The sequence below is a fragment of the Gordonia malaquae genome (genome assembly GCF_037148075.1).
GTDB classification, from domain to species: domain Bacteria; phylum Actinomycetota; class Actinomycetes; order Mycobacteriales; family Mycobacteriaceae; genus Gordonia; species Gordonia malaquae.
On sequence record NZ_JBBCUB010000002.1, the window covers coordinates 804360 to 827142 of the forward strand.

Annotated in this window: 22 protein-coding genes; 8 read left to right on the plus strand and 14 right to left on the minus strand. The window is 65.2% G+C overall.

Translation table 11 applies throughout. From position 1 onward, the window contains the following. Window positions 1-19: 19 nt before the first annotated feature. The 6 genes from WFK36_RS10890 to WFK36_RS10915 form a co-directional block, all read right to left on the minus strand. Entirely contained in the window at window positions 20-1684 is a 1665-nt protein-coding gene (locus WFK36_RS10890) for an HK97 family phage prohead protease (RefSeq protein ID WP_336791637.1), read from the minus strand. Continuing rightward, entirely contained in the window at window positions 1656-2885 is a 1230-nt protein-coding gene (locus tag WFK36_RS10895) for a phage portal protein (RefSeq protein ID WP_336791639.1), read from the minus strand. Before WFK36_RS10895 ends, WFK36_RS10890 begins: the two co-directional genes overlap by 29 nt. After that, the gene (locus WFK36_RS10900; RefSeq protein WP_336791640.1) at window positions 2885-3154 is read right to left on the minus strand and encodes a hypothetical protein; all 270 of its coding nucleotides are present in this window, start codon (window positions 3152-3154) and stop codon (window positions 2885-2887) included. The genes WFK36_RS10895 and WFK36_RS10900 overlap by 1 nt, the downstream gene beginning before the upstream one ends. Window positions 3155-3364: 210 nt before the next feature. Next, a complete protein-coding gene (locus tag WFK36_RS10905; RefSeq protein WP_336791641.1) occupies window positions 3365-4129 on the minus strand; it encodes a helix-turn-helix domain-containing protein in 765 nt (254 codons plus the stop codon). Window positions 4130-5523: 1394 nt separating this feature from the next. After that, window positions 5524-5706, minus strand: coding sequence for a helix-turn-helix domain-containing protein (locus tag WFK36_RS10910; protein ID WP_336791642.1), 183 nt, complete (start codon window positions 5704-5706; stop codon window positions 5524-5526). 230 nt (window positions 5707-5936) lie between these two features. Then, entirely contained in the window at window positions 5937-7067 is a 1131-nt protein-coding gene (locus WFK36_RS10915; RefSeq protein WP_336791643.1) for a tyrosine-type recombinase/integrase, read from the minus strand. A 362-nt stretch (window positions 7068-7429) separates the two neighbouring features. Between WFK36_RS10915 and WFK36_RS10920 the strand changes: the two genes are divergently transcribed. Beyond that, window positions 7430-8056 carry a hypothetical protein gene (locus WFK36_RS10920; protein ID WP_336791644.1) on the plus strand — a complete coding sequence of 209 codons (627 nt, stop codon included), beginning with the start codon at window positions 7430-7432 and terminating at the stop codon, window positions 8054-8056. A 69-nt stretch (window positions 8057-8125) separates the two neighbouring features. On the opposite strand, the gene WFK36_RS10925 is transcribed toward WFK36_RS10920, so the two are convergent. Together WFK36_RS10925 and WFK36_RS10930 are read right to left on the minus strand one after the other, a co-directional pair. Continuing rightward, a complete protein-coding gene (locus WFK36_RS10925) occupies window positions 8126-8614 on the minus strand; it encodes a lipoprotein LpqH (protein ID WP_336791645.1) in 489 nt (162 codons plus the stop codon). A 91-nt stretch (window positions 8615-8705) separates the two neighbouring features. Then, window positions 8706-9896 carry a benzoate/H(+) symporter BenE family transporter gene (locus tag WFK36_RS10930; protein ID WP_336791647.1) on the minus strand — a complete coding sequence of 397 codons (1191 nt, stop codon included), beginning with the start codon at window positions 9894-9896 and terminating at the stop codon, window positions 8706-8708. 60 nt (window positions 9897-9956) lie between these two features. Here WFK36_RS10930 and WFK36_RS10935 point away from each other — a divergent pair, with 60 nt between their 5' ends. Together WFK36_RS10935 and WFK36_RS10940 are read left to right on the plus strand one after the other, a co-directional pair. Beyond that, window positions 9957-10514 carry a helix-turn-helix domain-containing protein gene (locus WFK36_RS10935; RefSeq protein ID WP_336791648.1) on the plus strand — a complete coding sequence of 186 codons (558 nt, stop codon included), beginning with the start codon at window positions 9957-9959 and terminating at the stop codon, window positions 10512-10514. A gap of 164 nt (window positions 10515-10678) precedes the next feature. Continuing rightward, window positions 10679-11359, plus strand: a complete 681-nt coding sequence (locus WFK36_RS10940; protein ID WP_008378349.1) for a L,D-transpeptidase — start codon at window positions 10679-10681, stop codon at window positions 11357-11359. Between the two features lie 69 nt (window positions 11360-11428). On the opposite strand, the gene WFK36_RS10945 is transcribed toward WFK36_RS10940, so the two are convergent. The 3 genes from WFK36_RS10945 to WFK36_RS10955 all read right to left on the minus strand — a co-directional run bounded on the left by WFK36_RS10945 (window position 11429) and on the right by WFK36_RS10955 (window position 13707). Further along, window positions 11429-12328: a PE-PPE domain-containing protein gene (locus tag WFK36_RS10945; RefSeq protein ID WP_336791649.1), complete on the minus strand. Its 900-nt coding sequence runs from the start codon at window positions 12326-12328 to the stop codon at window positions 11429-11431. A 65-nt stretch (window positions 12329-12393) separates the two neighbouring features. Beyond that, complete coding sequence (locus WFK36_RS10950; RefSeq protein WP_336791650.1) at window positions 12394-13212, minus strand: Fpg/Nei family DNA glycosylase; 819 nt, start codon at window positions 13210-13212, stop codon at window positions 12394-12396. A 15-nt stretch (window positions 13213-13227) separates the two neighbouring features. Next, window positions 13228-13707, minus strand: a complete 480-nt coding sequence (locus tag WFK36_RS10955) for a ribose-5-phosphate isomerase (protein WP_008378346.1) — start codon at window positions 13705-13707, stop codon at window positions 13228-13230. A 22-nt stretch (window positions 13708-13729) separates the two neighbouring features. Here WFK36_RS10955 and WFK36_RS10960 point away from each other — a divergent pair, with 22 nt between their 5' ends. Further along, window positions 13730-14770 carry a M48 family metallopeptidase gene (locus tag WFK36_RS10960; RefSeq protein WP_336791652.1) on the plus strand — a complete coding sequence of 347 codons (1041 nt, stop codon included), beginning with the start codon at window positions 13730-13732 and terminating at the stop codon, window positions 14768-14770. A 97-nt stretch (window positions 14771-14867) separates the two neighbouring features. Here WFK36_RS10960 and WFK36_RS10965 read toward each other — a convergent pair whose 3' ends face one another. Continuing rightward, complete coding sequence (locus WFK36_RS10965) at window positions 14868-15476, minus strand: mycothiol-dependent nitroreductase Rv2466c family protein (RefSeq protein ID WP_336791654.1); 609 nt, start codon at window positions 15474-15476, stop codon at window positions 14868-14870. A 60-nt stretch (window positions 15477-15536) separates the two neighbouring features. Between WFK36_RS10965 and pepN the strand changes: the two genes are divergently transcribed. Together pepN and fadD1 are read left to right on the plus strand one after the other, a co-directional pair. Beyond that, on the plus strand, window positions 15537-18143 hold the full coding sequence (pepN, locus tag WFK36_RS10970) for an aminopeptidase N (RefSeq protein ID WP_336791656.1): 2607 nt from the start codon (window positions 15537-15539) through the stop codon (window positions 18141-18143). 22 nt (window positions 18144-18165) lie between these two features. Then, the gene (gene fadD1, locus WFK36_RS10975) at window positions 18166-19767 is read left to right on the plus strand and encodes a fatty-acid--CoA ligase FadD1 (protein ID WP_336791657.1); all 1602 of its coding nucleotides are present in this window, start codon (window positions 18166-18168) and stop codon (window positions 19765-19767) included. Between the two features lie 138 nt (window positions 19768-19905). Here fadD1 and WFK36_RS10980 read toward each other — a convergent pair whose 3' ends face one another. Further along, window positions 19906-20373, minus strand: coding sequence for a DUF5130 family protein (locus tag WFK36_RS10980; RefSeq protein ID WP_008378340.1), 468 nt, complete (start codon window positions 20371-20373; stop codon window positions 19906-19908). Continuing rightward, window positions 20360-20608 carry an aa3-type cytochrome oxidase subunit CtaJ gene (ctaJ, locus tag WFK36_RS10985; RefSeq protein WP_008378339.1) on the minus strand — a complete coding sequence of 83 codons (249 nt, stop codon included), beginning with the start codon at window positions 20606-20608 and terminating at the stop codon, window positions 20360-20362. Before ctaJ ends, WFK36_RS10980 begins: the two co-directional genes overlap by 14 nt. A gap of 164 nt (window positions 20609-20772) precedes the next feature. Between ctaJ and WFK36_RS10990 the strand changes: the two genes are divergently transcribed. After that, window positions 20773-21165, plus strand: coding sequence for a globin (locus tag WFK36_RS10990; RefSeq protein WP_008378338.1), 393 nt, complete (start codon window positions 20773-20775; stop codon window positions 21163-21165). Between the two features lie 19 nt (window positions 21166-21184). Beyond that, a complete protein-coding gene (locus WFK36_RS10995; protein ID WP_336791658.1) occupies window positions 21185-22783 on the plus strand; it encodes a glycoside hydrolase family 13 protein in 1599 nt (532 codons plus the stop codon).

The following is a 22783-nucleotide window of genomic DNA, read 5'->3' on the forward strand; positions in this document are numbered from 1 at the left end:
GCCCTTACGTAACCACAGGTCAAGCGGCTTCGGTTGCGATCTTGACGACGCCGCCCGGACGGAGCACGGACACGCCCGCCCGCAGCTCAGTACGGACGCGGATCAGGTTCGATCCGAAGTCGTTGCCCTGCGTGCCCCAAGCGACCTGAATGCCCTGAGTGTCGGCGTCGACACGTGCAGCCGTCGAGTCGAGCAAGACGCCCGTCTTTGTCGCGAGCGCGTTCGACACCACGACCGGAACGCCGTGGAGGCGCTGTGCGGCACGATCGACCGCGACGTTGCCGAGGTCGAAGGTTCCCGACCCGTTGGCACGCTGGAGGCTGATCGTTTCCCACGTCTTCGGCGACAGCACGAACACGGAGGGAGTGAAGCCGGTCGACTCCAGAGCCGTGATCGCCTTGCGCGTCGTGGTGATCGGGTCAGTGTCGAACGCCTGGTTCTGAATGCCGGACGTGTTGAGCAGACCGCGCATGTTCGGAGCGGTGCCCGAACCATTGACGACCTGCGCTTCGAGCGCGGTGCGGAGTCCGTAGAGCATCTGAGATTCGGCGAAGACAGTCAGCGCGTCGTTGTCCAGTAGGTCGTATGTCGACAGACCTTCGGAAATGTGGGCGATAACGGTCAGCGCCCCGTCCACGCTTTCCACGCTGAAGGTCGACTCAGCCTTCGCGCCCGTGGTCCAGGGTGCCGCATTCATATCGCGCGTCTTCTGACGGAGGTAGCGGAACGTCGGGCTGGAGTGCTGAGTGACCGGGAGCAGATCGAGCAGAGTCGTAGGAATCTTCTGCATTTCGATCGGGGTCTTATCCTCCAGCGGCACACCGACCACGGTCGACCCGGACGCAACGAGCGACTTCACACCGACGCCGCCCAGCATCGCCTTCGCCAGCGTGCCCGCCGCTGCCCGACTCTTCTGCCCACCGCCGAACGCCAGGAACTTACGCCCAGCGACCTGTCCAGCCTTCGCGCCCTCGTCTGCCGGTGACTCCGGCTCACCGCCGAGCGCGGCCACAGCATCAATCAGCGCCTTCGACTCCAGAGCCTTAGCCACCTTCGCATCGAACTCCTTCACGTCATCGATCAGCGCCGCAAGCTCTGCCTTACCGGCGTCGTCCAGGTCGCCCGCCGCCGCCTTCGTAGCCAGCCCGTCGGCCTTCGACATAGCAGCAGTCCGCGCGTCCTTGGTATCAATCTTCATACAATTCCCCTTGATATTAGTGATACTGGTTTCCCGATTCGCGCCAATAGGCACGATCGAAACTTCATGCAATTCGAGCGACTTCAGCGATAGGTGATCGGACTTCCGTTCGCTGTCCCAAATGTTGTAGGCGAACGACATTTCGCCGATTCGCCGATCCTTCAGCATCCGATAGACCTGTTCGCCTTTCGGCGATTCCATATCGAGCTGAGCGGTGATCTTCAGGCCGCGTTCGTCTTCTTCAGCCGCGATAACATACCCGATATTAAAGTCGGGATCGTCGGAGCGGTGACCGTACAAGACCGGAATCCGCGTATCCTTCGCCGCCCACTCCGCGAGCGTGTCGCGGAAAGCTCCAGGCTCCACCACGTCACCGTACGAGTCCTTGACGCCGAAGACACTCGCGTAACCCGTAAACACTCCAGCGGTGCCATCAGCCGCTTTGAGCAGCGGCGATTCATTCCGTTTCTTCTTCACTGTTCCCATCGATCCATTCAGTGTTGAGCGGACGTGCGAGTACGTCACCGTCCGGTAGCGCTGGCAGATTGAGCCGCTGACGGACTTCGTTAACCGTCATGTATCCGGACGCCAGAGCCGTTGAGAGCTGCTGGTTCTGATCCTCGAACGAGCCTTCCAGCTTCTCGCTGATATTGAATTCCACGTACAGCCCATCAGAATCCGCGAACCGATCGATCAGGTAGGCGTTAAGGCGTGCCTCAATCATGGCGATCAGCGGGCCGAGAGTGTCGACGTACAGCATTGACCGGAATTCGCGCACATTCGAGTAATTGGCATTGTCGAGCAATCCGAGCATTGTCGGATTGACGTGATAGACAGCCGCTACCGTCGTCAATGCAAGCTTGGTTCCTTCGACGTAGTCCTCTTCTTTCGCCGAGAACCCGAGCCGCTTCAGCTCCATACCGTCTTCGAGCAGAGGAACGCCGCCGACCTTCTTGCCGGTGCCCGTGTACGCGGCCTTCCACTGTTCCTTGAAACGCTTGCGGCCTACGTTGCCCCACTCCGGCGCATCCTTTGGGCGCGTCAGATACGCGCCGATCCTCCCGCCGTTCGACCACAACTGACCCCGATAGACCTGAGCCTGAATCTGTTCCGCGAGAACAGCCCTCAGAGCCACGACAGGGCTGGTTCCGGTCCGACAGTCCCCGGCGTTCCAGCCGTGCAGCTCGATCACGTCCGACGCCGGAACAGTGACCCGGTTCTTACCATCCGGCGACAGCACATAGGAGCCGACCGCGAACGGAGTCGAATCGACCGTGTCTACGATCCATGACTCAGTGATGACCCGCAGCTCTGCCGGAGTGTCCGTATTGTCCGGCGTCACCCAGATCAGCGCCCGATCGAACAGCGCCAGGTTCGACACGATCGCCTGCACGAACTCGAACGTCGTGGTGTGCGGGTTCGGGCGTGCCAGGAGCCGAGCAAGGGCATGGTCGCGAACACGCTTGCGTGATCCATTCTCGTCACGCCGGTAGACGTGCAACCCGAGGTGAGCGACGTTGCGGGCAAGGAAGCTGACCACAGTCCGTAGATGAGGCTGACTCTCGTACATGTCCGCTGGAGACTGTGCGATGGCGTCCGGATCGAGCGCCGTCAGCAGCGCCTCACTGTCGGGTAGTGATTCGACCCTGGTTCGTCTGATCCGCCAGGACGACGGCCACACCTGCACTATTCGTCACCCGCATAGACCGCCGAGCCACCAGCGAATCCGTACACGTCCTCGACAAGTTCGGCGCGCCGCTGAGCGAAGTGGCCCGGACTGTCCTCAACGTTGCGCAGCGCCTCGAACGCAAGTGCCGTCACCAACATGTCAATGCCGCCGAATCGCTGATACGCCTCATCGATACACGCCTCGTACGCGGACCGGTCATCACGTTCAATCGATTCCAGCAGCGCAACAGCGCCTATATGCGCCTGTGCCGTGATCTTGTTACTCATACGCCCAAATACCTCAGGTCAATAGAAAAACCCGCCAGCGTGGACGCCAGCGGGTTATAATCGTTGTTTGCTATTCAGTTATTCATGTCGAATGCCTCGCGCGCACATGATGGGGTACTGCATTCGGAGGGGGAGGCACACACCGGAGCGGCGTGGGCCGTAGCCTTCAGATTCTCGCGATCTGGAGGCCCCTGGTCGGTTGTGCCGCCGTCATACGCCCGACTGCCACCTATCCCACCGCTGATCCGGACCAGACGCCTTAGCCACCTCGACCTCGTCCGCCCAACACTCACCGTTCAGCCACGTACTCGCGTTCTTCGTGTAGTCCGGCTTCCGGTTCCGGTCGTCCCTATATCGCTCAGCTCCGGCCAGCAATTCGCCCGCCGATACCTTCTTCAGGGCTGCCCTGTACGCCGTCCGTGCCTGCCCCTTCCCGGACCGTTTGGGGTACGCCGTCCACCATTCCTCGAACCCATCCGCGCGGATCTGTTCTTTATCTTCTGAACCCTCTATAGGAAGTGTGCGGTCTGGCGCATCAGCGTGGTTCGGTACAACGTACAACCCTGGTGCGGTATCGCGTACAACCCTTGTGCGCTCTGGCGCATCACCGTGGTTCGGTGGCGATCGACGGTCATCAACACGTCCGCCCGTGATGGTGTACTCGCTCTCGACTTGCTCGTTGAATCCCTCGCCCTTGTCGCCGGTCCGGACGTCACCAGCACGGTTCTTCCAACGGTGAGCCACCTCGACTAGGCCAGCGTCCTGAAGGTTCTTCAGGTGCGGGTCCACACTCTGCTTTCTCGCCATGCCCATTCCGCGCGCAATTTCCTGGCGCGTCGCCAAGAACGGGCCTCCGCCCTGTTTGCGCGCCATCCGAACCAGTACGGTGAGCATGAACGCTGACGTTGGCGGTAGCTCTGAATCTTCGACCATGTCTAGAACCCGGTCGGGGGTCATTACGAAATAGTCAGTCATTCGACCTCCGCGGACCGACGGTCAGACCGTTCTCAGGTAGTTCCGGCACAGTGAGCACGACGCCATCGGCGAATGATTCGCCAGCTCTACGAATCAACCTGACTCGCTCCAGTTGATGCAGTGCCGTTCTCGCCTGCCCCGGTGTCAGTCCACAGTTCTTCGCTAGGTCCCGTTCAAACTGCGTGTAGTTGCGCCGCTTGGGCCTCACGTCGTCTCACTCTCCATTGGATTGCTTCATGTCGCCTGAGTTGCTGCGTGAGCGCGTCCCGCAAGTCGTAGGCGTCCTGTACGGATAGGTGAACCCGCTGCGTGTCGTCGTCGCTGCGTACGCGGACCCGGATGGTGGCACCTCCGTCTTTCCGCCTTCGCGCGCTGGTCTCGATTTTCCCGCGCGACACGATTCCGCGTTTCGGCCTGACGCTCACAGTGAACCCGCTTCGATTCGCTCCCGTGCGCCGTCAGTACCGAACGCCCGCAGTAGCTCCACGTGGTCCCGGTGCGCCTCCAGATCATCGACTCGGATCAAACACCCCACGCGCGGCTGCATGACAAATGGAAGGCCCGACCGTCGCCAGCGCCTAACGGTCCGGTCCGCTCGGTCAACGTGGGCTGCTGCCTGCCGCGCGGTCAAGTAGATGGGCATATCAATTCCTCTGAAGTCGAAGGTGGCGCCGTGACCACCGCGGCCACTCTGAATGCAACGATCCTCCGCAGCCGTTCAGCGCCGATTCCAGACGCCAAGACGCACCCACTCCGGACGTCCCTCGCGCGCGCATCACGCGAAAAGGGCTTTCACTCGCCCGGATGGGTACGCGCCCACTCCAGATCGTCCAGCCGCTCAGCCTCTTCAGCAGCCGCCCGCATCGCCGCCCTACGATCCCGCTTCACCCGCTCCCGAGCCGCCCGCTTCGCCTCCGCCCGCAGCCGAGCAGCGGCCAGCTTCTCCGGACTCTGCGGCCCCTTGCGTCCACGACCACCGCCCCCCACACGTAACCGTTCCCGGCTGCGCCGGTCGGCATCGCGGAGACCTTGCCGGAGTGAACCGCGATGGTAGGCCCAGCCGACATAGCCGCTTTCCACCTTGATCTTTCGCGCGACAACAGACCCACGCCGACGCCAATCCCACAACGTTGTAGTTCCACGGTTGACGTACCGCTGTGCCGCCAGCTCGCCTAGGTAGGTGTTTCCATTTATGACGTGCTCTGCCCACAGAGCGGGTTCGGTACTGCCGGAGTGACGCGGCTTCCACTTCTTCGCCGTGCGCGGCGTGCAGCCAGTCGCTTCCGCGTGGCGTGCTCGGCTACACGCGGTACACGTCGACCGGTACCCGCCACCACGGTTTTTCTTGCGGTAGGCGTCAAGCCATTTGCGGACGCCGCACAGGTCACACGTCTTCATGCGACACCAGCCGACATGAACGCGTCCAGGTCAGCCTGTGCGACCCTCAGCAGTCGCGGCCCAGCACGTCGGGCCGACAGGTCACCAGCAGCGATCCAGCGCCGCACAGTCTTAGTGCAGACGCCGACCTGATCCGCTGTCTGAGCAATCGATAGATAATTCACGGGGCCTCCAGGCATGACAGATAGACCCGCCACTTGCGTGGCGGGTTAGTGAACGTCTTCTGCTCCGGTCTCGCCGGAATTCATGGCCTCACGTTGCAGCGCCGTCGTTGGCTGCTGGCCGGTAGAGAGAATCTAACACCCGTTTTTGGGACACTTATGGACACGAACGGTCCACGACCGGACCAGACTGGACGAGACCGGACGACACTGGTTCGTTGTGATTCCCGAACGTGTCACAGAACACACTATTTCGACTTGACGGCCTTTCCAGCCAAGCCCGAAAGCGCCTCCGCGAGCTGGCGGTCTCGATCCGCTGACGCGTGCTGGTAGTGCATAGCCACACCCGGCGACGAATGGCCCAAACGCTCCATCAGCTCACGCGTCGTCGCGCCAGCTTGCGCCGCCAGGGTCGCACCCACGTGCCGCAAGTCGTGCACCCGCAGGTCGGCGTGACCCACCTTCGCCGCCGACCGCTTGAACGCCAGCGTGAACGCACGCTGCGTAAGTCGCTCACCGTTCGATTGGTTCGTGAACACGTACGAATCCGGCCCCCGCCCGACATGTTCCCGAAGGTGTTCGGCCAGGACTACGCCAACGTGTGGCGGTATCGCCACATCACGAACGCCCGCATCAGACTTCGTCGGCCCGACGACCATCTTCGTGCCGACCTTCGTTGCGGAGGTGCGAACATGGACAGCCACCGGGACGCCATCGACACGCTGAAAACTCTTGCGCCGCAACTCAATTAGTTCCCCGAACCGCAGTCCGCACCACGCCAGGACCAGAGCCGCCGCTCGGTACTTCTCCGGCATGTCATCGACCATGTCTTCCAGCTCCCCCGGAGTCAACACCTCCAGCTCGCGTCGCCGCGCGGCCTTGCTCGCACCCTTGATCCGAACTGGATTCTCAGGGATCAGCTTGTCCTCTGCCGCAGTGGCGAATATGGACCGCAACAGCGTGTACGCCTGCCGATTCGCGGTAGGCGTGTCCGGAAGGTTCGCCCACCACGTGCGAACGGTTGCTGCGTCCACGTCGCCCATCCGCATGTCCCCAAACGTCGGGACGATCCTGGACTCAAGTTCGTGGTTGTAGAGCCATCGGGTTTTCGGTGCGAGTTTGCGTTCAGCTACCCACGTCGTCGCGTAGTCGCGAACCGTGGTTGCCGCTGCTACTAGGTCGCGTTCCCGCTCTTCAGGTGCCACCCACTCGCCACGCTCAATCAGCTTGCGCTCTGCCGACAGCCAACCCTCGGCGTCCATCTTCGCCGCATAGGTGTGCGGTGCGTAGTAGCGCTGACCGTTCGGGCCGACGTAGGACGCCTGGAACTTCCCGCGCATCTTCCGCACAGTCCCCCAGGACCGTCTAGTGCTCGTCATGGTGCAACCTTATCGAACGCGCACCGTGTCCGATCATGGGTTCTTGCGTGCACATATGTCCACGTGTAACGTTCGTCGTGCCCGCCTTGACCGACATTGTCACCGCAGGTAAACAACCAAATAGACCAGCTCACCGCTGGCAGCCTTCCAAACTAGCTACGCGGGTTCGATTCCCGTCACCCGCTCAAAGATCCGTCGAGGGCCCGGCATCGTAAAGATGCCGGGCCTTTGTCGTTCCAGAGAGTGTCACCCATTGGAACGACGCCGCGTGGACGATGCCTGAGTTCCCCGCTAGTGTCAACCCGAAGATTGGGCCAAAACGCACCAATCTGCCACGACTGACATGAAGGAAGTTCTGCATCATGACAACAACGCTCCTTGCGCTTCCCACTCGATTCCTCCGGACAGCCGGAGCATTTGCAGCGATCGGAGCTGTTGCTGCATTGACCGCATGCGGATCAGACGGTGAATCGACGACCGACTCCGCTTCAGAGACAGCAGCCGCAGAGACCACCGCGAACAGTTTTCTCGACTACGCGGCGGTGTGCGACGGCACCGCAATCACGAATGCGAAGGACTTCGCCAAGCCGTACCGGTTCCAACTCTTCGGCGACCCCGAGGCGACAGGGGACCGGAAGAACATCGTCGGACTGCCCACGTCCAGCTGGTACGTGTCCCCCACCGATCCCTCGCCGACCAACGCCGTCGCGTGTTTCTCGTCTGTGGCATCTTCGGAGAAGAAGCTGATGTCGTGCCCATTCGACGTCAATGGCAAGAAGGTGACCATCGACCTCATCTCAACCGAGTTCAAGGTGACAATCCGGAATGCTCGGACCGGTGAGGTCGCCGGCGACGCTGGAACCGTCAAGAGCAAGGCAGCCGACAGCTGCCCCGTGATCACCACCGTCGTCGGCGGCGTCACGCGGGAGATCCTCGAGCCGGACCCGATCGAACTCACCCGGGTTCTGGACTCATTCGCGGCCAGATAAGCCGAGCACCACCGACTTTCCGCCGGTTGTGACGACATGTTCGTCACAACCGGCGGAATCGTCCGTTCGTCACTTGCAGGTGATGACGATCTCGAACTTCTTGCTCACCGGGCCAGCAGCGAGGTCCTTCAGATCCGCGCCGGTAGCGGTACCGGTAATCGTGTACTTGTCCCCATCAACCGCCACCTCCGCGGACCCGACCCCGGGCGCCACAGCGAGCGTCGAACCTTCGACGACCACAGCCAACGCGGTGACCGTGGGAGGGTTACCGTCCTTCATCGTGGCCGAGACGCCCTCCTGGCCGCCGATCGTCCCGCTCGCGATCGCGATGCCATCGCCCTGCTTGACGCACGTGACCGACTTCAGGTCGAGTCCCTCGAGATCCTTGCCTTCGACCTTGACGACTGCGGCCCCACCTGTCGATGCGTCTGAGCCGGTCTCGACGCCCGCTGTCGTCGTCGTGGGGTCGCTGCTGCTGTCGGAGTCCGAACTGCCACACCCGGCCAGGACCGCGGCGGCCGCGATCGCTACAAGTGCAGTTCCGATGATTCGTTTCATGGGGGTTCCTTTCATCAGGATGACAACGCCCCCCACGCCTCTGAGAGACGCCTGAGAAAGAGGTTCTCACCTCGACGGCTAGCGCGGGGCGTTACCGAATTTCTCGCCCGATCCCCAAGACCCACACGAGCACTCCGACAAGGAGCGCCCAGAACGCGGAGCCGACTCCGGCGATACTGATGCCGGACGCGGCGATCACAAATGTCACAGCCGCCGGGAATCGGCCGTCGGCGTCCGAGAGCGCAGCGGCACAGGCGCCCGCGAACGCTCCGAGGAGCGCGACGCCCGCTACTGCCTGAACCACACCGTCGGGGGCGGCGAGCACGATTGCGACCAGGCCCGCAGAACCGAGGCCGAGGACGACGTACGTGATGCCCGTCGTGAGGCCGGCAACCCAGCGCCGTTCATGATCCGGATCGGCATCCGGCGCCGCGGCGAGGGCCGCGCTGATCGCCGACAGGTTGACGGCGTGCCCACCGAACGGCGCGGCGAGAATCGAACCGATGCCCGTCACCGTCATCGCAGGCCTCCACGGAACCGCATAGTCGTATCCGGCCATCACCGCAACACCCGGAAGGTTCTGCGCCGCCATGGTCACGAGATAGAGGGGCAACGCGACCCCGGTGAGGGCACCGAGAGTGAACGACGGCGCGGTCAGGGTCAATGACGGAACCAGATCGGCCAGGCCGGGCGCGGTGCCGTCCCGCACCACGGACACGGCGATGACCACCAGAGCGGCCACAAACGCCGCGGGCACGGCCCAGCGCGGCCGGATCTTCAAGACCACGAGCCAGACGATCAGAACTGGCACCACCGCCGCCGGATCATCGACCACCCCGTGAAGCGGCTTCACACACAGCGGGAGCAGGACGCCGGCGAGCATCGCCTGGGCGATAGGCGTCGGAATCCTGGTGACGAGATCGGCGAGTCGCGGCCACAGCCCGGTGACCACCAGAAGGACGCCGCAACACAGGAACGCGCCCACCGCAGCGGGCCACCCACCGGCCACGGCTCCGGTGCTCACGAGCAGCGCCGCGCCAGGCGTCGACCACGCCGACGTGATCGGCATGCGGAAGCGCCACGACAGCACGATCGTCGCCACTCCCATCGCCACGCTCACCGCCAAGAGCCCCGACGCAGCCTGGGACGCGTCTGCGCCCGCCGCGCGCAGACCCGCGAGGACCACCGCGAACGACGACGTGAAACCGACGAGTGCACAGACCACGCCTGCGCCGATCGGAATGGCGATGGGCACTGAAGTCTCGACGTCGGAATGAGCCATCCGCCGATCGTTCCACAAACAGAACGTTCTGTAAACGGAACATTCGATACGCTCAACGGCATGACCGACACCGACATCGGCAAGCGACTCCGCGAACTGCGCGCTGCTCGTGGACTCAGCCTCTCCGAACTCGCCCGCCGCGCCGAAGTCGGCAAGGCGACACTGTCGGAGATCGAGAGCGGCCGCCGCAACCCGACGATCGAGACGCTGTACGCGCTCTGCGCACCACTCGACGTCCCACTGACGGCGCTACTCGGCGAGTCACCGGGCGCGCACGGCGCGGCAGAGGGCGGAATGGTGACAGTCCTGCTGTCCACAAGGCGTCTACCTGCGTCAGCAGAACACCCAGACGGCGCAACCGTGGAGGTGTTCCGCCTCGAGTTCCCCGCCGGCGCACATCACGTCTCCCCCGCCCACGGGTCCGGTGTCCGCGAACAGCTCTGTGTTGTCACCGGCGTCGTGCGCGCGGGCACCGTCGACGAGGCCGCCAACGTCGCCGCAGGTCGATGCCACGCGTGGACCAGCGACCGCGAACACGTGTTCGCCGCAGTCGACGGACCCGCCGAAGCCGTCGTGGTGATCACCAGTCCCGGCGGCGTTCCGTATGATCAGCGGTGATGCTACTGTGACAGGCTTCACCGGCAAATAACCCGCTAAACGGACTCCGAGTGCCTCCGGCGGCGTGTTATCGCTTGGCGAGGCTGCAACGGTTGTGTAACGATGACTCCTGAGCGTCCACGGGGGTGGCGTTTTTGTGACGACAAAACGAAGGTAGAAACGACGTGTTCAAGAAGAAGAGTGCGAGCCGCGCGGCTCGCCTGACCGCCATCGCAGTCAGCGTGGCGGCTCTGACCGCCGGCCTCCCCGCCGTCGCCGACGCAGCTCCGGTCACCGTGATCCCCGGCCTCCCGCCGGTGCAGCTGCCCGACCTCCCGAAGGCTCCGACCTTCCCGGGTGTGCCCCCGACTTCCAAGTCGAAGCCGAAGCCCAAGCCCACCACGCCGACCACTCCGGGTGTTCCCGCGATGCCGAACGTGAAGAGCGAGACCGGCTACGTCGCCCTCGCGGTCGACGGCGACCACCAGATCTACTGGTGGAAGAACGGCGAGTTCATCAAGAAGATGCCGATCTCGATGGGCACCGACAAGCACCCGACTCCCAATGGCGTGTACCACACCAAGGAGAAGTACCGCGACATGTACATGGACTCGTCCACGTATGGTGTCCCGATCGACTCCCCCGAGGGCTACCGCACGTACGTCGAGTACGCGACGCGCATGTCCTGGGACGGCATCTTCATCCACGCCGCACCGTGGTCGGTCGCCCAGCAGGGTGTCTCGAACGCCAGCCACGGTTGCATCAACGTGAGCACCGAGAACGGCAAGTGGGTGTTCGACAACGTCGGACGCGGCACTCCGATCGTGGTTCGCGGCACCATCGGCGGACAGTACACCGGCGACTAGTCCCGTAGACGTCGACAGGGCCCCTTCCGACTCGCAGTCGGTAGGGGCCCTGTCTCGTTGGTGACGACTTTACGCGGCGACAGCTGTCGCAGGCGCCTGGTGGCGGTACGACATCGTGGCCTCCACCTGCATCCAGGCCGCGAGCATCTCGCATCCCGTCACGTCCGGATCGGTGAGCGGCGCATGCCGGTACGGCTCGGCCGCATACGACACGTGGCGGCCTCCGGACCGATTCGTGATCGACCAGCGCCCGACCGGCAGCACCGACGGCAGGTATCCCCGGACTTCCCGGGCTGCGGTGGCGATGCGGTGAACGTCCCGCCTCCACTGACGTGGGGAGACCGACGTGCGCGCGGCGTTCTGCATCCGTCTGCCGATCACCGCGGAACCCATCGCCGTCATCCAACGGCGGACGTGCAGCATCGACAGTGAGTCGGTGAGGTCGGCGATGTCGCGGATCAGCGAGTCGTCCGTCGCATTGCAGATGACGTCGTCGGCCACACCGACCCAACACGCGGGCACGTCGCCCGGGAGCGGCGCTCCCGGCCCGGCGACTCCCCACCCGGTGCACCCGTCGACAGCGCCTCGCGGCTGATGCGGGTCAGCGACGAACCCGACTGCGGTCACCTTCGCCACGAGGTTCGACGATGCGGGGTGAGCGAGGAACGTGCGGATCACGGCCGCGCCCTGCGAGTAGCCGATCAGCATGATCGGTCCGTCGGTGTCACGGATCGAAGCGGCCAATGAGGCCACGCCGCATGCGACGCTGTCGACATACGCGATCCCGTGGCGCCCTGCCGTCGGACCGTAGCTGGCCGGATACGGCACCCATCGACTGACGAATCGGGAGTCGAGCTGGTCGGTCACCGCGGCGAGCATTCCGGTGACGTGCGTGCGGTTGTCGGCGGGGTACGACTCACCGGTGCCGCCGACGGCGAACACCGTGATCGGTTCGGTGGTTCTGTTCATGAAGACCACTCTGCACGTCGACTCTGACAAACGACGGTCGCTGCGACTGTGGGATTTCTGAGAAGTCACGACTGGCAGGACGGGCACCAGAACAGGTTGCGGCCCTCCATGTCCTCCCAGGCGATCGGTGTTCGACACAGTCGGCACTCCTTACCGGTGCGGCGGTAGACGTAGGTCCGCGGCCGGTCTACGGCGTACGCGGGGGCGCCGTGATCGTCGTCCGGTCGCACGACGTGGATCTTGCCGTGCCGGGCGCCGATCGGCATCAGGTGAAGCAGGTCGGCCCACATCTCGTCGAACTCGTCACGGCTGATCGACGTTCCCGGTCGGTGCGGGTCGACGCCTACCCGAAAGAGCACTTCCGCGCGGTAGATGTTCCCGACTCCCGCGATCACCTTCTGGTCCATCAGCAACGAGCCGATCGCACGTCGGGATCTGCTGATCGCCCGCCAGGCCTTGTCGGGATCGGCGTCGGACCGCAACGGGTCCGGCCCCAGCCGCGCCACGAGTGCGTCGAGATCGGCCGGCGTGTACAGCTCACACGCGTTCGGCCCGCGCAGGTCGGTGCCGATGTCGGAGCCTTCGATGCGCATCCGCACCTGCCCGGTGGGCACTCCCATCGGTGACGGCTCTTCGCTGAACGTGCCGTAGATGCCGAGGTGGACATGCACGATCAGCCCGGCGTCCAACCTGCCGACCGGGTCGGCCGAGTATCGGTGGACCAGGTGCTTTCCCCACGCCTCGGCACGACGAAACACCAGCCCGTCGAGCTGGGCCGCCTCGTGGGCGAACCGACCCTGCGGGCTGGTGACGCGGACACGCTGTCCGCCGAAATGTCGTTGCTGCCGGCGAGCGAGCCGATGCAGAGCGTGACCTTCGGGCATGGTGCCCGACGCCGATCAGCGAGGGGGCTCGGGCAGCTCCGGCGCGACGCCGGTCGTCTCGTACTCGGCGAGGATGTCGATACGACGCTGGTGACGCGCCTCGTCCGACCAGTCGGCGCCGATGAACGCGTCGACGATCGCAAGCGCCTCTTCGGTGCTGTGCATGCGGCCACCGATGCCGATGAGCTGCGCATTGTTGTGCTGACGCGCGAGCTGGGCGGTCTCCACGCTCCACGCGAGGGCGCAGCGCGCGCCCTTGACCTTGTTCGCGGCGATCTGCTCGCCGTTGCCGCTTCCGCCGAGAACGAATCCGAGGCTGCCCGGGTCGGCGACGACGCGCTCGGCGGCCGCGATGCAGAACGCCGGGTAGTCGTCGACCGCGTCGTACTCGTGAGCTCCGCAGTCGACCACGTCGTGGCCCGCGGCCTTCAGATGGTCAGAGATCTGGTTCTTGAGTTCAAATCCTGCATGGTCGGCTCCGAGGTAGATGCGCATGCCGCCACTATAGTTTGAGGGCGTGGACTCCGATGCGCCCATCCCCCGCTCCAGACTCGCCGACTCGCCGATCCCGTCGGTTCCCGGTGTGGACGACACGCGGCCCGCCGCGGTCACCCCGCCTCCCGGGCCGACGAGCGTCTGGCAGCAGCCTGCGTTGTACGCGGGTGCTCCGCGTCGTCATCCGTGGGAGATTCCGGTGCTTGTGCTCGCCGTGCTCCTGGCGGTCGGCGTCTACGCGGTCATCCTCGCCTTGATCTCCATCGGCCTCGTGACCGAGTACCTGTTGATTCCGCTCGCCCTGCCGTTCCTCATCTTCCTCGGCCGCGGGATCGGTTACGCGAGCATTCGAGCGAACGCAGTCCAGATCACGCCGACACAGTTTCCCGAGGCGTTCACGATGGTCGTCGAGGCTGCGGCGCGGTATGGAATGGAGTACGTCCCCGACGCGTACGTGATGTCCGGGAACGGTCAGATCAACGCGTTCGCGTCCGGCCACGGTTTTCGTCGGTTCGTCGTCGTGTACTCGGACCTGTTCGAGGTCGGCGGGCGAGCCCGCAGTCCCGAGGCCCTCGAGTTCGTGATCGGACACGAAGTCGGGCACATCGCGGCGGGCCACGTCTCCTACTGGCGTCAGCTGTTCAGCAGCGTGATCATGAACATCCCGATCCTCGGCTCACTGCTGTCACGCGCGCAGGAGTACACCGCCGACAACTACGGCTACTACACGCGGCCCGACGGCGCGGCGCCCGCGATCGGCGTCCTCGCATCAGGCAAGTACCTGCTCAGTGCAGTCGACTTCGACCAGTTCGCCGACCGCGCCACCCACGAGAAGGGGTTCTTCGTCGTCCTGGTGAACGCATTGAGCTCGCACCCCGTGCTCACCTGGCGCGCCGCCGCGCTCCGCGACCGAACGCGCAGCGGATCCATCCTGCTGCGGCCCCGAACCTTCGTCAGGGGAACGGGGAGCGGGAACGTGGTCCCCGTTCCCGCTCCCCTGCCACCCGCGCAAGTCGCGCCCGGTTCGATGCCGAACAAGCTGTCAGAGACCGGGACGTACTGAACCGACCTTTCGACTCGCTTCGCTCGCTCAAGGAGCAGTAAACGCCGCCCGCGTCCACTGCTCCTTGAGCGAGCGGAGCGAGTCGAAAGGCCCGAGGTCAGTCGAACTGCGGGTCTTCGTGGCGGGATCGCTTGAGTTCGAAGAAGTGCGGGTACGACGCTAGTGCGACGACGCCGTCCCACACCCGACCGGCGTCCTCGCCACGCGGGATGCGGGACAGGACGGGCCCGAAGAACGCGATGCCGTTGACGTGGATCGTGGGGGTGCCGACGTCGTCGCCGACCTTGTCCATGCCCGCATGGTGACTGGTACGGATGGCGGCGTCGAACTCCTCGCTGTGCGCGGCGTCCGCCAGATCGGCTTCCAGACCCGCCTCAGCGAGTGAGGTCGCGATCATCGCCGGGATGTCGCGGTTCCCGTTGTTGTGAAGCTGGGTGCCCATCGCCGTGTACAGAGGTGCGAGGACGTCGTCACCGTGACGCGCCTGAGCCGCGGCGAGCACACGGACCGGCTGCCATGCGTCCTTCAGCATCTCGCGGTAGCCGTCGGGGATGTCCTTGCCCTCGTTCAAGACGGCCAGACTCATAATGTGGAAGTTCACGTCGAGCTCGCGGACCTGCGCGGCCTCGAGGATCCAGCGTGACGTGATCCAGCACCACGGGCAGAAGGGGTCGATCCAGAAGTCAACACGATCGTTATCAGCCATGCCTGCATTCAACCACCGCGGCACCGGTCGCATTCCCGTCCTCGTCAGTACGATGGTCGCGTGAGCGCACCGAATCTGACACGTGACCAGGCGCAGCAGCGCGCAGCCCTTCTCGCCGTCGACGAGTACGTCGTCGACCTCGACCTGACCGACGGGTCCGGAGCCCCGGGCGAGGAACGGTTCTCCTCCACCTCGACTGTCACCTTCCGTGCGACGGCGGGTGCGTCGACGTTCATCGACCTCGTCGCCCCGACCCTGGTCTCGGCCACGTTGAACGGCGTTGCGCTCGACGTCACCGACTTCGACGAGTCCGTCGGCCTGGCACTCCCCGACCTCGCCGAGCAGAACACGCTGACCGTGGTCGCCGAGTGCGCGTACTCCAACACAGGTGAGGGGCTGCATCGCTTCGTCGACCCGGCAGACGGCGCGGTGTACCTGTACTCGCAGTTCGAGACGGCCGACGCGAAGCGCATGTTCGCCTGCTTCGATCAGCCCGACCTGAAGGCCCGCTACACGACGACGGTCACGGCGCCGGCCGACTGGAAGGTCATCTCCAACGGGGCGCCGGACGGCACACCCGCATCGACCGAATCGGGCGCACTCGTCCACCGGTTCGTCACCACCGAGGTGATGAGCACCTACCTCGTCGCGCTGATCGCCGGACCGTACGCCACGTGGACCGACGAATACACCGACGAACACGGCACCATTCCACTCGGTCTGTTCTGCCGTGCCTCACTCGCCGAACACATGGATGCCGAGCGCCTGTTCACCGAGACCAAGCAGGGCTTCGGCTTCTACCACCGAGTGTTCGGCGTGCCGTACGCGTTCGGCAAGTACGACCAGCTGTTCGTCCCCGAGTTCAACGCGGGCGCGATGGAGAACGCGGGCGCCGTCACCTTCCTGGAGGACTACGTCTTCCGTTCGCGCGTCACTCGCTACCTGTACGAACGTCGCGCCGAGACCGTGCTGCACGAGATGGCGCACATGTGGTTCGGCGACCTCGTCACCATGACCTGGTGGGACGACCTGTGGCTCAACGAGTCGTTCGCGACGTTCGCTTCCGTCCTGTCCCAGGTGGAGGCCACCGAATACACCAACGCCTGGACCACGTTCGCCAACGTCGAGAAGTCGTGGGCGTACCGCCAGGACCAGCTGCCGTCGACCCACCCGATCGCCGCCGACATCCCCGACATCGCCGCCGTCGAGGTGAACTTCGACGGCATCACCTACGCGAAGGGCGCATCGGTCCTCAAGCAACTCGTCGCGTACGTGGGCCTCGAACCGTTCCTGGCGGGCCTGCGCGACTACTTCGCCGCTCACCGATTCGGCAACGCGACGTTCGCGGATCTGCTCGGCGCACTCGAGAAGGCGTCGGGGCGCGACCTGTCGGACTGGGGAGACCAGTGGCTCAAGACCACCGGCATCAACGTGATGCGCCCCGACATCGAGGTCGACTCGGACGGTGTCATCACCTCGTTCGCCGTGCTGCAGGACGGCGCGGCTCCCGGCGCGGGCGAGACCCGCGTCCACCGCATGCGGATCGGCGTGTACGCCTCGGCGTCATCCGATCCCCGAGCGGAGTCGAGGGGCAAGCTCGTCCGCACCGAGTCGGTCGAACTCGACGTCGAAGGTCCGCGCACGGAGGTTCCCGAGCTCGTCGGCAAGCACCGCGGAGAGCTGATCCTCCTGAACGACGACGATCTGACGTACGCGTCCGTGCGTCTGGACCCGGAGTCGTTGGCAACCGCGACCGCCCGCATTGGCGCCATCGACGACCCGATGCCCCGGACCCTGGTCTGGTCCGCGGCATGGGAGATGACCCGCCAGGCGGAGATGTCCGCGCGCGACTTCGTCGAACTGGTGAGCCGCGGAATCGCCGCCGAATCGGAGGTCGGCGTGGTGCAGCGTGTGCTGCTGCAGGCGACGACGGCCCTGGAGTCGTACGCCGAGACGGGGTGGGCCACTTCCACCGGCTGGCCGCAGTTCGCCGACCGTCTCCTGGAACTCGCCCGCGGAGCGGAGGCCGGCTCGGATCATCAGTTGGCGTTTGTGAACACGCTGCTCGCCGGAGTGACGACCGATGACCAGCAGTCCGTGCTCCAAGGTCTGCTCGCCGGAGACGATCCCGCGGCACACGGCCTGACCGGTCTCGTCGTCGACGACGAGTTCCGCTGGCGGCTCGTCAAGGCCCTCGCGACGCACGGCACGATCGGCCTCGACGAGATCAGCGCCGAAGCCGACCGCGACAACACCGCGGCCGGTGCGCGTCACGCGGCGGCCGCGCGCGCCGCGCTGCCGACCACCGAGGCCAAGGAGACCGCGTGGACCACCGCGTTCGACGACGACTCGATCGCCAACGTCACCGTCCGGTCGATCGTCGAAGGTCTGGCCCGTCCCGGCCAGACTGAACTCCTCGCGCCGTACACGAACCGCTACTTCAGCGAGGTCGAAGGCCTGTGGGCACGACGCACGAGTGAAGTCGCACAGACCGTAGTCATCGGCCTCTACCCGAGCTGGGATCTCTCCGACTCGGCGCTCGCCGCAGCGGACGCGTTGCTCGCGACCGACCTGCCCGCGGCACTGCGGCGACTGATTCTGGAGGGCCGAGACTCGGCGGCGCGTGCGATGCGGGCCCGTTCATTCGATGCGGAGTCCACCGACTGAGACCTGTGCCACAATGCGCCATATGGCGCAGACTGTCCAGGAATTGATTGCTGAACGAGCCGAGACCGCCGGTGTCGCAGTGCGTTTCACGCACGCCGACACCGGCGTTCTTGTCGAGTGGTCGTGGCCCGACTACATCGGCCGCGCGCGGCGGCACGCTGCTGCCGTGATCGGCCGCCTCGACCCGGCGCGGCCTCCGCACGTCGCCGCCCTCCTCGGAAACACACCCGACATGCTCGTGGCGTTGGCAGCCGCTGCAGCGGGCGGGTACGTACTGTGCGGCGTCAACAACACCAGGCGGGGCGCGGCGCTCGCGGGCGACGTCGCACGCTCGGACGCGCAGGTGCTACTCGTCGACGCCGAGCATCGACCGCTCCTCGACGGGCTCGACCTGCCGGGAGTCATCGTGATCGACGTCGATTCACGGTCGTGGTCCGCCGAAGTCGACTCTGCACGGGATCTGACACCGGTCCGAACTGTCGAGATGACAGACCCGTTCATGATGATCTTCACCTCGGGCACCAGCGGTGAACCGAAAGCCGTCCTCGTGTCGCATCTGATGGTGTTGTTCGCGGGCAGCAACCTCGCGCAGCGTTTTGACCTGACGGGCGACGACGTGTTCTACCTGTCGATGCCGCTCTTCCATTCGAACGCCATCGCGGGCGGCTTCTCCCCAGCCCTCAACGCAGGTGGAACGCTTGTGCCGGCTCGGTTCTCGGCGACGCGTTTCGTCGACGACCTCCGCCGCTACGGCGTCACGTACATGAACTACGTCGGCAAGCCGCTGTCGTATGTGCTGGCAACCGCGCCTCGCCCGGACGACGCCGACAACCCGCTACGCGTCGCCTTCGGAAACGAGGGCTCCGAACGCGACATCACCGAATTCGCCCGACGGTTCGGCACCCACGTCATGGACGCGTTCGGTTCGACCGAGAACGCCGTCATCATCACCCGCGACGAGACGACCCCTCCCGGTTCGATCGGTCGAGGTCTCGAAGGTGTCGCCGTGTACAACTCCGACACCGCACGCAGATGCGCGACGGCCGAGTTCGACGAGCACCACGTGTTGATCAACCCGGACGAGGCGATAGGCGAGCTCGTGAACACCACGGGCGCCGGATTCTTCTCCGGCTACTACAACAACGCCGAAGCGAACGCCGAACGGATGCGCGGCGGCATGTACTGGTCCGGTGATCTCGCCTACGAGGACGCCGACGGTTACCTCTATCTCGCGGGCCGGACGTCGGACTGGCTGCGGGTGGACGGCGAGAACCTCACCGCGGGTCCGATCGAACGGATCCTGATGCGGTTGGACGCGATCAGTCGTGTCGCCGTGTACCCGGCGCGGGAACCCGACTCGGTCGGCGACGAAGTGATGGCGGCAGTGGTCCTGCGTGACGACGCTGAGCTGTCGCCGGACCAGTTCGGCCGCTTCCTGGCCGACCAGGACGACCTGTCGCCGAAAGCATGGCCCCGGTACGTCCGGGTCGCCGCGGACCTTCCCGCCACCGCGACCAACAAGATCCTCAAACGATCACTCGTCGCCGAGGGCGTCGACGTCGGCGACGACGTCCTCTGGACCCGCGCCGCCCGTTCGCGGTCGTACACGCGGTGCACGCCGTGATTCTGCTTGCGGCGTGGCACGCTTCGACACGCGGCCTCGGCTAGCGCCTCGGACGCGGCTCAACGAGCAGTAGGAACGAGTAGAACAGCAAAGGACCCCGGCCGTCGGGCCGGGGTCCTTGGCGTAGAACAGGTCAGATCAGGGGCGGGCGACGGCGGTGGCCATCACGCGCAGCGCAGAGACGAGTCCGTCGACGAGCTCACCCTGCTTGAACGCCGAGAGAGCTGCCGAGACACCGAGTTCGGCGACACGATCGTTGACACGACCCGCGACGTCCGATCCCGACACCACAACAACGTCGCGCGAGTTCGGAGAGACGGCGAGGAGCGCGCCGTTGTAGGGCTCGGGCGCTTTCGCGAGCGCGGCACGCGCACCTGCGACGACGTCGGAGCCGAGATCGCCGATGAAGACCGAGAAGCGCACGCGGGCCACTTCGCTGGTCTCCTTGAGCGTGTCGTCGAGCAGGATCAGGTCATCCTGGCTCAGCGGCGGGGTGCCGAAACCCTGGCCCGGGTAGAGGGCCGCGGACACGCGACCGCTGGACGTGACGGCCGAACCGATCGGGAGCGACGCCGGATCGACGTGCGCGATGTCACCACTTGCCACTTGCGGAACCTCCCTCGGTGTCGCCGGGCTCGGTGTGCCGGGCGAGAGTCATCGGATCGATGTCGGTCGCGGTGAACAACGCAGGTCCGCGGTCCCACCGCTGGTCGAGCGTGTATTCCTTGACCTCGGGACGCTTGACGCCCCAGGAGAAGGCCATCGCGACGACACAGAGAATCACTGAGAGCACGCACAGCGCGGTGACCGTCACACCGACGGGAACTATGAGCTGGTCCACACCCCACCCTTTCGACTCGCGCCTGGAGTTGAGCGCACACGACCCGCCAGGTGCAGGTCATCGTTGACTAATTTAGCTCACGGCTCCGACCGGTGTCGCGATAGGGCCTACGCAGCGTCGTAGACGACGGCCATCGACGTCGCAGACGACTCCCGTCATGGACAATGGGCGTCGTGAGCACCTTTTACGACGAGGTCGGCGGCCACGCGACGTTCGAGCGGATCACCGCAGCGTTCTATGCGGAGGTCGCGTCCGACGAGATTCTGCGCCCGATGTACCCCGAGGAGGACCTCGGACCAGCCGAGAGGCGCCTCCGCATGTTCCTCGAGCAGTACTGGGGCGGACCGCACACCTACTCGGACGAACGCGGTCACCCCCGACTGCGCATGCGCCACGTCCCGTACAAGGTCGGTCCCCTCGAGCGTGACGCGTGGCTGCGATGCATGCGGATCGCGATCGGAACCGTCGAATCGGACGTCCTCGACGACGACCATCGGGCCCGACTCCTCGCATACATGGAGATGGCGGCCGATTCGTTGATCAACAGCCCCATCTGACTGTGAAACAATCGCGTACGTGAGCGAACAGTACGTGAGCAATTCGGGACCGGCCGATGACTGGTGGCGGTCCGCCGTGGTCTATCAGGTGTATCCGCGATCGTTCTCGGACCTGAACGGTGACGGAGTCGGCGATCTCGCCGGCGTCATCGACAAGCTCGGCTATCTCGAGTTGTTGGGCGTCGACGCGATCTGGCTGTCGCCGATCATGCGGTCGCCCATGGCCGATCACGGCTACGACGTGTCAGACCCGCGGGACATCGATCCACTGTTCGGCGACCTCTCCGTGTTCGACCGGCTGGTGCGTGAGGCTCACGACCGCGACATCCGCGTCACCATGGATCTCGTCCCCAACCACACGAGCGATCAGCACGCATGGTTCACCGCTGCGCTGGCCGCCGGACCCGGCAGCCGTGAACGTGCGCGATACATCTTCCGCGACGGTCTCGGCGACGACGGGTCCCTCCCGCCGAACAACTGGACGAGCGTCTTCGGCGGCCCGGCCTGGAGTCGGATCACTGAACCCGACGGCACGCCTGGCCAGTGGTACATGCACCTGTTCGCACCGCAGCAGCCCGACCTGAACTGGGACAACCTCGAAGTCCTCGAGGACCTGCGCACCACGATGCGCTTCTGGCTCGACCGCGGTGTCGGCGGCTTCCGGATCGATGTGTCCCACGGGATGGCGAAACCCGAAGGCCTCCCCGACATGGAACATCCGTCGGAGATCCTCAAGCACACCGACGACGACCCCCGCTTCAACCGCGAGGGTGTGCATGCGATCCACCGCGCGATCCGCGCCGTGATGGACGACTATCCGGGCACGTTCAACGTCGGCGAGGTGTGGGTCGAGTCGAACGAGGCGTTCGCTAAGTACGTCCGCCCCGACGAGCTGCACCTCGGATTCAATTTCCGTCTCGCGACCGTCGACTTCGACGGCGACCAGATCCGTGAGGCCATCGCATCGTCATTGGCGGCTACCGACCTCGTCGGCGCGACACCGACGTGGACGCTGTCGAATCACGACGTGCCGCGTGAGGTGTCGAGGTACGCGCCCGCCGGGGACACCGGGATCGGCGAACTGCGCGCGCGAGCGATGGCGCTTGTGGAACTCGCTCTGCCCGGCACCGTGTTCATCTACAACGGCGCCGAGCTCGGCCTCCCGAACGCCGACCTGCCCGACGACGCGCTGGTCGACCCGGTGTGGGAGAACTCGGGCCACACCGACCGCGGACGCGACGAGTGCCGCGTCCCCCTGCCGTGGGAGGGAACCGAGCCGCCGTTCGGCTTCAGTTCCAGCGCCGACACCTGGCTGCCGATTCCGGCGGAATGGGCGTCGCTGACTGTCGAAGCCCAGCTGGAAGACATCTTCTCGACGCTGTCGCTCTACCGGCAAGCGCTTGAGCTGCGGTACAACCGGCCGGAGTTCTCCGGCGACACCGTCGAGTGGTACGGCGCCCCGGACGGCTGCATCGCGTTCCGTCGTCCCGGCGGACTGATCTGCGCGCTCAACGCCTCCGACGTCCCCGTCCCCCTGCCTCCGGGGCAGGTTCTCCTCGTCAGCACTCCCCTCGACGCGGGTCTCCTCCCGCCGAACACCGCCGCCTGGCTCGTCTGA

Coding starts and splice junctions, on each gene's coding strand:
- WFK36_RS10890 (WP_336791637.1), bottom strand. CDS start 1,684: ATGGGAACAGTGAAGAAGAAACGGAATGAATCGCCGCTGCTCAAAGCG.
- WFK36_RS10900 (WP_336791640.1), bottom strand. CDS start 3,154: ATGAGTAACAAGATCACGGCACAGGCGCATATAGGCGCTGTTGCGCTG.
- WFK36_RS10905 (WP_336791641.1), bottom strand. CDS start 4,129: ATGACTGACTATTTCGTAATGACCCCCGACCGGGTTCTAGACATGGTC.
- WFK36_RS10910 (WP_336791642.1), bottom strand. CDS start 5,706: ATGCCTGGAGGCCCCGTGAATTATCTATCGATTGCTCAGACAGCGGAT.
- WFK36_RS10915 (WP_336791643.1), bottom strand. CDS start 7,067: ATGACGAGCACTAGACGGTCCTGGGGGACTGTGCGGAAGATGCGCGGG.
- WFK36_RS10920 (WP_336791644.1), top strand. CDS start 7,430: ATGACAACAACGCTCCTTGCGCTTCCCACTCGATTCCTCCGGACAGCC.
- WFK36_RS10925 (WP_336791645.1), bottom strand. CDS start 8,614: ATGAAACGAATCATCGGAACTGCACTTGTAGCGATCGCGGCCGCCGCG.
- WFK36_RS10930 (WP_336791647.1), bottom strand. CDS start 9,896: ATGGCTCATTCCGACGTCGAGACTTCAGTGCCCATCGCCATTCCGATC.
- WFK36_RS10935 (WP_336791648.1), top strand. CDS start 9,957: ATGACCGACACCGACATCGGCAAGCGACTCCGCGAACTGCGCGCTGCT.
- WFK36_RS10945 (WP_336791649.1), bottom strand. CDS start 12,328: ATGAACAGAACCACCGAACCGATCACGGTGTTCGCCGTCGGCGGCACC.
- WFK36_RS10950 (WP_336791650.1), bottom strand. CDS start 13,212: ATGCCCGAAGGTCACGCTCTGCATCGGCTCGCTCGCCGGCAGCAACGA.
- WFK36_RS10955 (WP_008378346.1), bottom strand. CDS start 13,707: ATGCGCATCTACCTCGGAGCCGACCATGCAGGATTTGAACTCAAGAAC.
- WFK36_RS10965 (WP_336791654.1), bottom strand. CDS start 15,476: ATGGCTGATAACGATCGTGTTGACTTCTGGATCGACCCCTTCTGCCCG.
- fadD1 (WP_336791657.1), top strand. CDS start 18,166: ATGGCGCAGACTGTCCAGGAATTGATTGCTGAACGAGCCGAGACCGCC.
- WFK36_RS10990 (WP_008378338.1), top strand. CDS start 20,773: ATGGGCGTCGTGAGCACCTTTTACGACGAGGTCGGCGGCCACGCGACG.